The organism is Christiangramia fulva (genome assembly GCF_003024155.1).
In the GTDB taxonomy this organism is placed as follows: Bacteria; Bacteroidota; Bacteroidia; order Flavobacteriales; family Flavobacteriaceae; genus Christiangramia; species Christiangramia fulva.
In genome coordinates this window covers 1905447-1918364 of record NZ_CP028136.1, presented here as the reverse complement: position 1 = coordinate 1918364, position 12918 = coordinate 1905447, and the positions used below count along the sequence as shown (strand labels likewise).

The following is a 12918-nucleotide window of genomic DNA, read 5'->3' as shown; positions in this document are numbered from 1 at the left end:
AAATTACTCTTATTTTAGGGTCCCGGGATGATTTTTATTCCTATATTCTAAAACAGGTCCAGAATGAAATCTCACTTACTTCAGATAACTTTCAGCGTTTTGCAGTGCTTCATTGATGCCGCCTGGATTCTTACCGCCGGCAGTGGCAAAAAATGGCTGTCCGCCACCACCGCCCTGGATATATTTCCCGAGCTCACGAACGATAGTCCCGGCATTCAGGTCTTTTTCCGAGGTCAGATTTTTAGAAATATAACAGGTAAGCAAAGCTTTTCCATTTTGTTCTGTTCCGAAGATCACAAAAAGGTTTTCCAGTTCATCTCCTAACTGGTAAGCAAGATCTTTTAGAGCTGCCGCATCAAGATCAACTTTTTTAGCGAGGAAATTTACACCGTTAATCGATTTCACTTCCTGTTTCAATTCTGATTTGAGGTTTTTAGCCTTGTCTTTTAACAAGCTTTCCACCTGCTTTTTCAATTCCGCATTTTCTTCCTGAAGATTTTGAACCGCTTTCACAGGATCGCCAGCACTCTTGAGTCCGCTTTTTATCTCCTCAAGAATTCGATCCTGATTTTCAAAATATTCAAGAGCAGCCGTGCCGGTTATGGCCTCTATCCTTCTAATTCCCGAAGCTACCGAAGATTCTCCAACAATTTTAAAATACCAGATATCAGCGGTATTACCAACATGGGTTCCTCCACAAAGCTCCATAGAATCTCCAAAACGGATGGCGCGAACAGCATCGCCGTATTTCTCACCGAAAAGAGCTATGGCACCTTGTTCCAATGCGTCCTGATAGCTCATATTTCGTTTTTCTTCCAGCCTCAACTGTTCCCTGATGCGCTCATTCACGAATTTTTCAACTTTTTCAAGTTCCTCATCGCTTACCTTACTGAAATGCGAAAAATCAAATCTCAGGTACTCGCTCTGCACCATTGAACCTTTTTGCTCCACATGTTTTCCCAAAACATGCCTTAGCGCCTGGTGTAATAAGTGTGTGGCAGAATGATTTGCAGCCGTTTTGGCTCTTTCGGTGCTGTTGACGATCGCTTTGAAATCGGCATCCGGGTTTTCAGGAAGTTTACTGGTAAAATGAACGATAAGATTATTTTCCTTTTTTGTATCCTGAATTTCGACCACTTCGCCTTCAGAAGACATCAAAATGCCCGTGTCGCCAACCTGCCCGCCGCCTTCAGGATAAAAAGGAGTTTGCGTAAGAACAATTTGATAAGCTTTTCCTTTTTTCCTGGATTCTACTGTACGATATCGGGCAATTTTCACTTCAGCTTCCAGCTGATCATACCCAATAAAAGCATTCGATTCAAGCGGGTTCAATTCTACCCAGTCACCGGCACTTACCTGAGTGGCCTTTCGTGACCGGTCTTTCTGTTTCTGTAATTCTTTTTGAAATCCAGCTTCATCAAGCTCAAAACCGTTCTCACGAAGTATCAGGGAAGTAAGATCGATGGGGAATCCGTAAGTATCGTACAATTCAAAAGCTTTTTCACCTGATATTTTTTTGGTCTTAGCCGTACGCATCAGGTCGTCGAGAAGGATCAAGCCCTGCTCCAGTGTGCGAAGGAAAGAGGCTTCCTCTTCGCGTATCACATTTGAAATAAGCTCTTTCTGATTTATTAATTCCGGAAAGGCACTTCCCATTTGTTCGCTGAGAACCGGAATAAGCTTATAAATAAAGGCTTCCCGAATTTTCAAAAAAGTGAATCCGTAGCGGATGGCCCTTCGTAAAATACGACGTATCACATAGCCGGCACCGGTATTTGAAGGCAACTGTCCATCGGCAATCGAGAAAGCAACCGCACGAACGTGATCGGCAATCACACGAATGGCAACATTAATTTCTTCAGATTTGCCATATTTGGAATTGGTAATTTTCTCAATTTCTGAGATCAGAGGCGTAAACACATCAGTGTCGTAATTAGATTTTTTATTCTGAAGCACCATACAAAGGCGCTCAAAACCCATTCCGGTATCGATATGTTTGGCCGGGAGCTCTTCCAGGTCTCCGTTCGCTTTTCGGTTATACTGAATAAATACCAGGTTCCAGATCTCCACTACCAGCGGATGATCCCGGTTCACCAAATCTCTTCCGGGAACCTTTGCTTTTTCTTCTTCTGAACGCAGGTCGATATGGATTTCTGAACTGGGCCCGCAGGGTCCCTGGTCTCCCATTTCCCAGAAGTTGTCTTTTTTATTTCCGTAGATGATGTGTTCTTCAGAAACTATCTTTTTCCACAGTTCTAAAGCTTCAGAATCGAGCTGCAGATTATCTTTATCTTCAGTTCCTTCAAAAACGCTTACGTAAAGATTTTCGGGATTTATCCCGTACACCTCCGTAAGCAATTCCCACGCCCAGTTGATGGCTTCCTTTTTAAAATAATCCCCAAAACTCCAGTTTCCGAGCATTTCGAACATGGTGTGGTGATAAGTATCATGACCCACTTCCTCCAAATCATTGTGTTTTCCGCTTACCCGAAGGCATTTTTGCGTATCGGTCACACGTTTGCTTTTCGGTTTTGAATTTCCAAGGAAATATTCCTTAAACTGGTTCATCCCCGCATTGGTAAACATCAGCGTGGGATCGTCTTTGATGACCATTGGAGCCGAGGGAACAATGGTATGCTTTTTCGACTTAAAAAATTCTAGAAACTGTTTGCGTATTTCCTGTGACCTCATGGAGTTGATTTCTTGCAAAATTCATTAAATTATGAAGACGGCAAAACAATTTATATATTTGTTCGTTTACCGTTTAAAGTTGCACGGTATTTGAGCCGTATCGAGACGCAAAAATAGTATAAATTTAACTCATGTCGAAGGTCAAATATTATTACGATAACGAGACCCTTTCTTATAAGAAAATCGAGCAGAAAAAAGGCCGTCGTTTTGGGATAATCTTGTTAGGAATTACAGGTTCTTTCCTTGCAGGTTTTATTCTTCTGGTAATTTACCTGAACATTCCCCAAATTGAAACCCCAAAAGAGAAAGCCCTGAAAAGGGAGCTTCAGAATATGAAACTCCAGTATGGCCTTCTCAACAAAAAAATGGACCAGATCCAGGATGTAATGGCCAATATTGAAGACCGCGATAATAATATCTACAGGTTGTATTTTGAAGCCAATCCCATTCCTGAAGAACAGCGTAAAGCCGGGTTCGGAGGGGTGAACCGCTATAAGGATCTGGAAGGATTCGACAACAGCAAACTCATAATTCAAACCGCCAAGCGGATGGATGTACTTACCAAAAGACTGGTGGTGGAGTCAAAATCCCTGGATCAAATTGCTTCACTTGCTAAAAAGAAGGAAAAGCTTCTGGAAGCCATTCCTGCAATACAACCCGTGGCGAATGAAGACCTTTCCAGGATCGCTTCGGGCTATGGATGGAGAACTGACCCCTTTACCAAAGTGAAAAAATTCCATTACGGAATGGATTTTACGGCCCCACGGGGAACTCCTGTGTATGCTACCGGAGATGGCACCGTGATAAGGGCAGACAACCGCTCTACCGGATATGGAAACCATATACGAATTGATCATGGTTTTGGTTATACCAGCCTCTATGGTCACCTCTATAAATACAATGTGAAAAGCGGACAAAAAGTAAAACGTGGAGATGTAATTGGATATGTAGGAAGCACAGGAAGATCGGAAGGCCCGCACCTTCACTACGAGATCTTTAAGGATGATAAAAGAATCAATCCTATCAATTTCTATTATGGAAATCTTTCACCTGAAGAATTTGGTGAAATCCTGGAAAAAGCCCAGCGAGAAAACCAATCACTTGATTAATGCACATCAGCCTTCCCGAGAAACGTTATTATAGCATAGGTGAAGTTGCCGGTGCCTTTAATGTGAATACTTCCCTGATAAGGTTCTGGGAGAAAGAATTTGACGTGATCAAGCCGAAAAAAAATGCCAAAGGCAACCGGAAATTCACTCCGGAAGATATCAAAAACCTCGAACTCATTTATCACCTGGTAAAAGAGCGCGGATTTACCCTGGAAGGCGCGAAAATTCATCTGAAAGAAGAAAAGAAGAAAACGCTTAGCAACTTCGAAATAATTCGTAAGTTGGAAGCTATAAAAGCAGAACTTATCAACTTAAAAAACCAACTATAAATGAAAAAATGGTTAATCCCTACAATAATTATTGTAATTCTGGGAATTATAATATACAGCCTCACTGCCGGGGTGAATAATACGGCCGTTGAACTTGAAGAAAGTGTAAAAAAGAACTGGGCCGATGTTGAGAATGCATACCAGCGTAGAAGTGATCTTATTCCAAATTTGGTGAATACCGTTCAGGGTTCTGCCGATTTTGAAAGAGGGACTTTAAAAGATGTGGTGGAAGCCCGGGCAAAGGCCACTTCGGTAAACGTGAATGCCGATAACCTCAGCGCAGACCAGATCCAAAAATTCCAACAGGCTCAAAGCGGCTTATCATCAGCACTGTCCAGACTCTTGGTAACCGTGGAAAGATATCCTGAAATAAAATCAAATCAGAACTTCCTGCAGTTACAATCTCAGCTGGAAGGTACAGAAAACAGGATCAGCGTGGCAAGAACGCGCTACAATGAATCTGTACAGCAATACAATACTTATATCAGGAAATTTCCTAACAATATTTTTGCAGGAATGTTCGGATTTGAACGTAAACCTCCCTTCCAGGCAGAAGAAGGAGCAGAAAATGCACCTGATGTAGATTTCGATTTTTAACAAATGGCAAAAGAAGCTTTCATTACCAAAAAAGACGAAGAAGAAATTGTAAACGCCATTCGCGTGGCAGAGAAAAAAACTTCCGGTGAGATACGGGTTCACCTCGAACCAACGGCTGGGAAGACCGATATTTTCGAACGTGCGATGGAAGTTTTCCACATGCTGAAAATGGATAATACCAGGCAGGAAAACGGGGTTCTTATTTATGTTGCCGTAGAAGATCGAAATTTTGTGATCTATGGGGATAAAGGCATTAATGATGTAGTTCCCGACGATTTTTGGGAAAGCACCAAAGAGCTCATCGTCTCCCATTTTAAAAATGGCGAATTTAAGGAAGGTTTGGTAAACGGAATTTTGAAAGCTGGAGAGCAGCTACAGAAGCACTTCCCCTGGGATGAAGACGATACCAACGAATTATCTGATCAAATTTCAAAATCTTAGCACCATCAAAAAGCTATTCTTATTACTTTTCCTTCTAGTCGGTTTACAGGTTTTTGCCCAACTGGACATTCCTGAAAAACCTTCGAAAGAAACCAGCGTCTATGACGGGGCAGATATGCTTTCAGCTACCGATGAAAACCGGCTCGAGCAAAAGCTAATCAATTATGCTGATACCACTTCAACTCAAATCGTGGTTGCTACCATTCCCAGCCTTAATGGAGAATATGAAGGCACTTATGCCGCTCATTGGGCCCATAAATGGGGAATTGGGCAAAGCAAAAAAGACAATGGTCTGCTCATTCTTGTAGCCAAACAGGACCGAAAAATATGGATCACCACTGGATACGGCCTTGAAGAGTATTTAACCGATGCCAAAACAAAAGAGATCATTGACCAGATCATACTACCTGAGTTCAAAAATGGCGATTTCTATACCGGCCTCGACAAGGGAACGACCGCGATTTTCCAGGTCTTAAACGGAACTTTTAAAGGTGCACCTCAAGGAAGGTCTGGCGGCGAAATTCCTGCAAGAGCCATCATCTTCCTTATTCTCTTTATCATAATTATCATTTCCATGATCAATAAACGCGGAGGCGGAAGAGGCGGTCGCGGACGAGGAAGAAGTCTTTTATGGGACGCTATAATTCTGAGCTCTCTTGGCAGGGGCAGCTTTGGAGGCGGCAGTTCCGGAGGCGGAGGCTTTGGCGGCGGCGGAGGCTTTGGTGGAGGTTTCGGTGGCGGCGGCTTTGGCGGCGGCGGAGCCGGAGGAAGCTGGTGATATTATAGACTTTAGACTTTAGACTTTAGACTTTAGACTTTAGACTTTAGACTTTAGACTTTAGACTTTAGACTTTAGACAAAATTATTATTCAACTAAAAATCCCTCGATTGCGAGGGATTTTTTTTTATTATCTATTTTCTAATCGAACTCGCTTAGAGCTTACGACTTAAAGCTTATAGCTCTTTTACGATACCGCTTTTAGTTTGCTCATTGTAGATTTGTTCAATTTGTCTTCAGCATATTCACGGTCAACGCTTAATTCACCCTCACCACTTTCAGGAAGTTCAAACATCGCATCGGTTAATATAGCCTCGCAAAGCGAACGCAAACCACGGGCACCAAGCTTATATTCCACCGCTTTATCAACGATATAGTTCAATGCTTCTTCAGTAATATCAAAATCGATTTCATCCATTTCAAACAGCTTTTTATACTGTTTAATAATGGCATTTTTCGGCTCGGTAAGGATGGCCCTTAAGGTGTCTTTGTCCAGCGGATTCATATAAGTAAGCGCAGGCAATCTACCAATGATCTCCGGAATGAGTCCAAATTCTTTCAGATCTTTCGGAATGATATACTTCAGCAGATTGGTTCTTTCAATAGTATCCTCGCTTTTGGAAGCGCTGAAACCTACGGCCTGCATATTCAATCTTTTGCTGATGATCCTTTCAATTCCGTCGAAAGCTCCTCCGGCAATGAATAAAATATTTTCAGTATTTACTTCAATGAATTTCTGATCGGGATGTTTACGGCCCCCTTTAGGCGGAACATTCACTGTTGTCCCTTCCAGCAATTTCAATAAAGCCTGCTGAACACCTTCTCCTGACACATCGCGGGTAATGGAAGGATTATCACTTTTACGCGCTATTTTATCGATCTCATCAATAAAAACAATTCCACGTTGGGCTTTTTCCGTATTGTAATCGGCAGCCTGAAGCAACCGCGTTAAAATTCCTTCTACATCTTCACCCACATAGCCTGCTTCAGTAAGCACGGTAGCATCAACGATTGCCAGAGGCACGTTAAGCATTCTTGCAATGGTACGGGCCATCAGGGTTTTTCCTGTTCCGGTTTCCCCAACCATCACGATGTTACTTTTCTGAATTTCAACATCATCTTCACTTTCAGGCTGCAACAATCTTTTATAATGGTTGTAAACAGCTACAGAAAGTACCTTTTTGGTTTCTTCCTGCCCGATGATATACTGGTCCAGAAATGATTTTATTGCCTTGGGCTTGCTCAGCATAAGATCGGAAGAAAGCTCTCTTGCCTCTCCCTGCCTGGATTCTTCCACGACGATCCCATGCGCCTGTTCAATACAGCGGTCACAAATGTGGGCATCCAGACCTGCGATGAGCAGATTGGTTTCAGGTTTTTTTCTCCCGCAAAAGGAACATTCTAGATCTTCTTTCGCCATTTTTTCTTTTTTTGCCAGTTTCTAACAAGTTAGAAAAAGCAAGTTACAATTTATCCTTCTCTCTTTAAAACTTCATCGATCATACCATACTCTTTAGCTTTTTCAGCTTTCATCCAGTAATCACGATCGCTATCTTCATGAACTTTTTCATAAGTTTGACCGCTATGTTTAGCGATAATCTTATATAATTCTTCTTTTAGCGTAAGGATTTCACGAGCTGTAATTTCAATATCGCTCGCCTGTCCCTGGGCTCCCCCCATTGGCTGGTGAATCATCACACGGCAGTGAGGAAGACCGCTTCGTTTGCCTTTTTCGCCAGCACATAAAAGTACCGCTCCCATAGAGGCCGCCATTCCGGTACAAATAGTGGCAACGTCGGGTTTTATAAACTGCATGGTGTCATAAATCCCAAGACCAGCGTACACGCTTCCACCGGGGGAATTGATATAGATTTGAATATCTTTACTAGCATCGGTGCTTTCAAGGAACAGCAACTGAGCCTGTACAATATTAGCAACCTGATCGTTGATCGCGGTCCCTAAAAAGATGATCCTGTCCATCATTAATCTGGAGAATACATCCATTGCCACGGCATTCATTTGTCGTTCTTCAATAATATTGGGAGTCATCCCAACGGGCACCATACTACTTATGATCTTATCGTAATAATTGCTGTTGATCCCATGATCTGAAACAGTATATTTTCGAAATTCTTTTCCGTAGTCCATTTATTTTTTTGTTTTCTTTATCTTAATAAATTAAGGGCTAAAAGCAAAAAGGCGTTAGCCTTTTTTATGAGTTAACGCCTTAAAGATAGATAATATATCGTAAAAAGGCTTACTTATAAATCTCTTTCACAAATTCTTCGTAAGTCACTTCTTTCTCATTGAATTTCATATTCTCTTTATAGAAATTCAACAGTTTCTCGTTCATTAACTGCTCTGAAAGTCGCTTGGCCTCATCCTGGTTTGAAAGAATTCTTGCGGCGATATCGTCAAGTTCTTTCTGAGATGGATCGGTTTGACCGAACTGAGCCATTTGCTGCCTTATCTTATCGGTCGCAAAAGCTTTCAGATCATCAAAGTTCACATTAAGATTATTATCATTAATGATTTTACCCTCGATCAACTGGTAGCGAAGCCCTTTTTCACTATTCTCATATTCTTCTTTGGCCTCTTCCTCGGTCATTGGTTTTTCACCAACAGTTTGGATCCATTTCTGAAGAAATTCCTTTGGAAGTTCAAATTTTGTGGCTTCAATTAAGGCTTCGGTAACATCGTTCATCAATTGCTGATCACTTTGCTGCTGAAATTGTTTCGCGGCGTCTTCTTTTATTTTTTCTTTCAGTTCAGTCACAGATTTCACCTTATCCTTACCAAAAAGTTTATCAAAAAGTTCCTGGTCAAGATCGGCAAGTTCTCTTTCATTGATTTCCGAAATGGTAAATTCAACCTCAATATCAAGGTCATGGGCGCGATCATGCTCAATATCCAGATGATTGATCAGCGCATGATCATCTTCAAAAAGTCCTTTCGTATTCAACTTGATGGTATCACCAACTTTAGCTCCTACGAATTTATTCAGGTTTTTCTTCCCTTTTATATTTTCAAGTTCTACGGAAGTTTCATGGTCAATTCCTTCTTCTTCGTTTTTGAAGGTTCCGGCAACGACATCACCTTCTTCCACAACATCTTTAGATTTTAACTTACCGTATTGCTTCTGAATATTCTCAATTTGCTTATTGACCATTTTTTCATCGGCAACGATATTATATTTGGTCACAGGTTCTTTAAGATCAAGGTTGACCTCAAATTCGGGAGCAAGCCCTAATTCAAACTCAAAGCTATAATTCTCCTTATCCCAATCAAAATTTTCCTGCTCTTTAGGAATCGGATTTCCAAGAACATCCAGTTTTTCTTCGGTAAGGTATTTATTAAGACTATCCTGAAGCAACTTGTTCACCTCATCCACCAAAACAGCCTTTCCGTACTGCTTCTTAACCATTCCCATAGGTACGTGCCCTTTTCTAAAACCGGGAATATTGGCATTCTTACGGTAATCTTTTAATATTTTATCTACTTTGCCTTCATAATCTTCTTTGGCGATATCTACCTTAACTACCGCGTTTAAGTCATCAATATTCTCTCTGGTAATATTCATTTTGATCTGTTATAAAAAATTGGAGTGCAAAATTACACAATTTTCAAAAGCATACAAAGTTTCAAATAATTGAAATTCAGCAATTCTAATCTGCTTTTGATGCAGAATAGACAATACTTTGAAAAAGTGACAGCAAAAGGCTAAAAATGATGGCCATAAACCAGCCGTCCACATTAAAGCCCTCCACGAAACCATCAGCAATAAAAATAATAATTGCATTGATCACTAAAAGGAACAAACCAAGGGTCAGTATTGTGACCGGAAGGGTTAATAGAATGAGAATTGGCTTTACCAGGAAGTTTAAAATTGCAAGAACCAGAGCAACAATTACGGCTGTCCAGTAATTTTCTACACTTACGCCGGGAAGCAACCAGGCCAGAATAACAACAAACATTCCGGTTAATAGCAGGCGGATTATAAATTTCATAATAATCTAATTTACTGAAGCATAAAATTGCAAAAAAATAGCCGGGTTACTCCCGGCTATTCCAAATTTTATATGAATTTTAATATTACTAAAGGTTCTGGTCCAGTGTTACAGTTGGATATTCTCCCACGTTGGCTTTTGGAACCTCAGCGTTATAGGTGGTATTTATTTCGGCAATTATCTTATTGGCTAAAAGGGCATAGCCTCTTGGAGTTAAATGAACTCCATCGAGTGAAAAAGCACCTCCTGTTACGAAAGTGGAAGTAAGTGTACCGCCATCGAAAGCAATTCCACCACTATTCAATTGATTAAGCAGTTCTCCAGAATCAACATATCCAAGTTCATAGGCATCTGCAATGCTTTTAATAGCTGCATTATAGGCCGTGGTAGCTTCAACTATATCCTGTTGCTCTTCAAAAGTCAGCACATATTGATCGGCTAAGGGAACAGAAACTCCATTAACCAGCAGAGGATTTCCGTTTACTGTTGTCCCAATAAATGAAGCTGAGGTTAACGGGATAAGATCGGTTGAATTAGCTTGGCGAAGCTGGCTCAGCAATCCCGCTGTTTGAGCGTCAAGATTGAAAGGCTCTCCCATCAAAATACTGGCAAGCGCGGTAAGATCTTCATCTACGATAGTTACAAAATTACCTTCTCCGGCCGTAAAAGAAATTTTTCTGCTGTCGGCTTCAGCCTGAGTGATCACCCCAGCCTGAACCAATCCCGGAAGGATTTGAGTGTTATAAGCACCAAATTTCGCGTTAAGGGCAGCGACGGTTTGAGCATCCAACGGTATCGGGTTTGGGGGAACCAAATTAAAGAAAGGAATCGAAGAAACCTGTGGAATCCCAATAAGAACTCCGTCAGCATTTGCTCCATCTTCTCCGGCCAGCTTGCTCACAATTTGGTCATACACATAGGCAAAGGCATTGGGATCTGTAATATCATTTTCGCCGTAGGTAGTAAAATCGGTGTTATTTTTCTGATAAATACCTGCACCACCCGAAGTAGCATAATTTAAAACATCATTATTTCCAATCCATAAAGTAAAGAAAGTTGGATTCTGCGCCAGTGCATCGGCTAAAACGGTGGTATTATCTGAACTGGCGAACCTTGCGAAATAGGGATTTGCCATTTCGGCTGCCACCGCCTGCATATTCCCATAACCGGGTGCTATTAAATGAAAAGATTTCGCACCGGGCACTCCCATATTTCCGAAGGAACCTTCCAGCCGGTTGGTCACCTCGGTAGTGGGAGTTTTACTAAGTCTTACAGGCATTGGCCCATCAGCTCCAACGCTTAATACATATCGCGTTTCTTTAATTGGATTACCATTATAGAGCAAACCTCCAAAATTATCGCTTACGAGTGGTTGAGTAAATTCATCAGTTTCCTGAACAAGGGCAAATTTCTGAGCAAGGATACTGGGATAAGAATTCATTTGTCCGCTTATATACAAGGCTCCATCAGCATAACCTGCGGTCAAGGAATTCCCTAAAGCTACATAATGAGAAAAATCGGCTGTCCCACTGGTATAAAAATCCTGTTCTTCAATAGAATTTCGAAGTTCGGGTTCGCAGGAAACAAGACCCAGCGCCAGAAGTCCGGATAATAATATATATTTTTTCATTTTTTCTAAATATTAAATTTTAATGGTTACACCCAGGCCAGGTACGAAGGCACTTGATTTATAAGTTCCTTCAAAGGGAACGTTCTGCTGGTTTTCCTGGTAATAATCATAAGATTCATTGATCTCTTCGAAACGGCTGTAAAGGAAAGCCGCATCGATAGCAACACGATCGCTTACATTAATTGAAAGACCTCCGGTGAAGTTATTAGAGCTGTTACGAGGGGTTTCAGGCGCAAAATATCCCGATCGAACCGGTGACTGATCGAAGTAATAACCGGCTCGCAAAGTAAAAGTTTCGTCAGCGGTATATTGAAATCCGAATCGATAAATTGAAGAATTCTTATAATTTCTCGGGTTTTTGGAATCGGGTATATTGGGATCGGCAAAATCTATATCCAAAGATTCATAAGTACTCCAGAAGGTCCTGTTGTAATCGAAGGCAAACAACCATTTTTCATCCAGCTGGTAAGAAATTCCAACTGAAAGTTCAGCCGGCATGGGTAATTCAGCATCGAAAGTCGTATCGTGAAACGGAGTCAATGGAGAATTAGGAACATTTTGAAAATCTGCAGTACCGCCTTCGGCTTTCATTTTCACCAGAGAGCGATAATTCACGCCAATCCTGAGGCTGTCTGTTGGGCTGTACATAAGTCCGGCAGACCATCCAAACGCATTCACACCACTGGCATCTACTGTTACATTCGCCCTGTTTCCTTCAAGATCGGTAAGGCTTCGGTTAAGATTCCGGTTGAAATTGACTTTTCCGTTAACGTAAATGGGACCCCCACCAATAGAAAGATTATCGGTGATTTTGAAGGAAGCCAAAGCCTGGACATAAATTGTCTGAAGCTCGATATTGTTCACTAAATGAGAACCAGCCCAGTCGGTAGGCCATTCAACGCTACTCCCGTAAGGAGTATAAGCTGCAAAGCCAAGGCTGAACCTATCGCTTAATTTATAGGAAAAATAAGCGTAAAATGGAGTGCCCACAGGGCTATCGGTCCTGGCCATCTGCCCGAATTCTTCATTTTGCCAAACAACATTTGAAAATACAGGGCTCACACCGGCTGCAACATTAATTTTATTTTCGAGATAGACTAATCCGGCGGGATTAAAAAAAGCAAGCTCGGCATTGTTCACCACGGCTACTCCTGTATGCCCCATCGCCAGCGAACGCTGACCCTGAAGACTCACACGGTAACCTCCAGCATAAGAAAATGCCGTGGCCAAACAACATAGGCCAAGGAAAAATATTCTTTTCATGATTTGTGTAGGTTTAATTTTTTAACAAGTGTTATAGAGTGACAAAATCTGAAGAATTTATCAAGTATGCAAC

At 41.4% G+C, this 12918-nt stretch carries 12 protein-coding genes; 5 read left to right on the top strand and 7 right to left on the bottom strand.

Going from position 1 to position 12918, the window contains the following annotated elements:
* Positions 1-75: 75 nt before the first annotated feature.
* Entirely contained in the window at positions 76-2691 is a 2616-nt protein-coding gene (gene alaS, locus C7S20_RS08810; RefSeq protein WP_107012138.1) for an alanine--tRNA ligase, read from the bottom strand.
* Between the two features lie 131 nt (positions 2692-2822).
* Here alaS and C7S20_RS08805 point away from each other — a divergent pair, with 131 nt between their 5' ends.
* From C7S20_RS08805 to C7S20_RS08785, 5 genes are read left to right on the top strand one after another with little or no spacing between them, the layout of a single operon-like run.
* Entirely contained in the window at positions 2823-3800 is a 978-nt protein-coding gene (locus C7S20_RS08805) for a M23 family metallopeptidase (protein ID WP_107012137.1), read from the top strand.
* On the top strand, positions 3800-4129 hold the full coding sequence (locus C7S20_RS08800) for a MerR family transcriptional regulator (RefSeq protein WP_107012136.1): 330 nt from the start codon (positions 3800-3802) through the stop codon (positions 4127-4129). Before C7S20_RS08805 ends, C7S20_RS08800 begins: the two co-directional genes overlap by 1 nt.
* Positions 4130-4726 (top strand): LemA family protein, encoded by a 597-nt coding sequence (locus C7S20_RS08795; protein ID WP_107012135.1) that lies wholly within the window; start codon positions 4130-4132, stop codon positions 4724-4726.
* Positions 4727-4729: 3 nt separating this feature from the next.
* Complete coding sequence (locus C7S20_RS08790; RefSeq protein ID WP_107012134.1) at positions 4730-5167, top strand: TPM domain-containing protein; 438 nt, start codon at positions 4730-4732, stop codon at positions 5165-5167.
* Positions 5121-5945: a TPM domain-containing protein gene (locus tag C7S20_RS08785; protein ID WP_107012133.1), complete on the top strand. Its 825-nt coding sequence runs from the start codon at positions 5121-5123 to the stop codon at positions 5943-5945. Before C7S20_RS08790 ends, C7S20_RS08785 begins: the two co-directional genes overlap by 47 nt.
* Before the next feature lie 187 nt (positions 5946-6132).
* Here the strand turns inward: C7S20_RS08785 and clpX are convergent, their stop codons facing one another.
* The 6 genes from clpX to C7S20_RS08755 all read right to left on the bottom strand — a co-directional run bounded on the left by clpX (position 6133) and on the right by C7S20_RS08755 (position 12845).
* A complete protein-coding gene (gene clpX / locus C7S20_RS08780; protein WP_107012132.1) occupies positions 6133-7365 on the bottom strand; it encodes an ATP-dependent Clp protease ATP-binding subunit ClpX in 1233 nt (410 codons plus the stop codon).
* A gap of 50 nt (positions 7366-7415) precedes the next feature.
* On the bottom strand, positions 7416-8093 hold the full coding sequence (gene clpP, locus C7S20_RS08775; protein WP_107012131.1) for an ATP-dependent Clp endopeptidase proteolytic subunit ClpP: 678 nt from the start codon (positions 8091-8093) through the stop codon (positions 7416-7418).
* 109 nt (positions 8094-8202) lie between these two features.
* Positions 8203-9525 carry a trigger factor gene (gene tig / locus C7S20_RS08770; protein ID WP_107012130.1) on the bottom strand — a complete coding sequence of 441 codons (1323 nt, stop codon included), beginning with the start codon at positions 9523-9525 and terminating at the stop codon, positions 8203-8205.
* 85 nt (positions 9526-9610) lie between these two features.
* Complete coding sequence (locus C7S20_RS08765; RefSeq protein WP_107012129.1) at positions 9611-9952, bottom strand: phage holin family protein; 342 nt, start codon at positions 9950-9952, stop codon at positions 9611-9613.
* 88 nt (positions 9953-10040) lie between these two features.
* Positions 10041-11582 carry an SGNH/GDSL hydrolase family protein gene (locus C7S20_RS08760; RefSeq protein WP_107012128.1) on the bottom strand — a complete coding sequence of 514 codons (1542 nt, stop codon included), beginning with the start codon at positions 11580-11582 and terminating at the stop codon, positions 10041-10043.
* Positions 11583-11594: 12 nt separating this feature from the next.
* The gene (locus C7S20_RS08755) at positions 11595-12845 is read right to left on the bottom strand and encodes an OmpP1/FadL family transporter (RefSeq protein WP_107012127.1); all 1251 of its coding nucleotides are present in this window, start codon (positions 12843-12845) and stop codon (positions 11595-11597) included.
* Between the last annotated feature and the right edge of the window lie 73 nt (positions 12846-12918).

What these genes read in the sequence shown, in the direction of transcription:
- alaS (WP_107012138.1), bottom strand. Translation starts at nt 2,691, where the DNA reads ATGAGGTCACAGGAAATACGCAAACAGTTTCTAGAATTTTTTAAGTCG.
- C7S20_RS08805 (WP_107012137.1), top strand. Translation starts at nt 2,823, where the DNA reads ATGTCGAAGGTCAAATATTATTACGATAACGAGACCCTTTCTTATAAG.
- C7S20_RS08800 (WP_107012136.1), top strand. Translation starts at nt 3,800, where the DNA reads ATGCACATCAGCCTTCCCGAGAAACGTTATTATAGCATAGGTGAAGTT.
- C7S20_RS08795 (WP_107012135.1), top strand. Translation starts at nt 4,130, where the DNA reads ATGAAAAAATGGTTAATCCCTACAATAATTATTGTAATTCTGGGAATT.
- C7S20_RS08790 (WP_107012134.1), top strand. Translation starts at nt 4,730, where the DNA reads ATGGCAAAAGAAGCTTTCATTACCAAAAAAGACGAAGAAGAAATTGTA.
- C7S20_RS08785 (WP_107012133.1), top strand. Translation starts at nt 5,121, where the DNA reads ATGAAGACGATACCAACGAATTATCTGATCAAATTTCAAAATCTTAGC.
- clpX (WP_107012132.1), bottom strand. Translation starts at nt 7,365, where the DNA reads ATGGCGAAAGAAGATCTAGAATGTTCCTTTTGCGGGAGAAAAAAACCT.
- clpP (WP_107012131.1), bottom strand. Translation starts at nt 8,093, where the DNA reads ATGGACTACGGAAAAGAATTTCGAAAATATACTGTTTCAGATCATGGG.
- tig (WP_107012130.1), bottom strand. Translation starts at nt 9,525, where the DNA reads ATGAATATTACCAGAGAGAATATTGATGACTTAAACGCGGTAGTTAAG.
- C7S20_RS08765 (WP_107012129.1), bottom strand. Translation starts at nt 9,952, where the DNA reads ATGAAATTTATAATCCGCCTGCTATTAACCGGAATGTTTGTTGTTATT.
- C7S20_RS08760 (WP_107012128.1), bottom strand. Translation starts at nt 11,582, where the DNA reads ATGAAAAAATATATATTATTATCCGGACTTCTGGCGCTGGGTCTTGTT.
- C7S20_RS08755 (WP_107012127.1), bottom strand. Translation starts at nt 12,845, where the DNA reads ATGAAAAGAATATTTTTCCTTGGCCTATGTTGTTTGGCCACGGCATTT.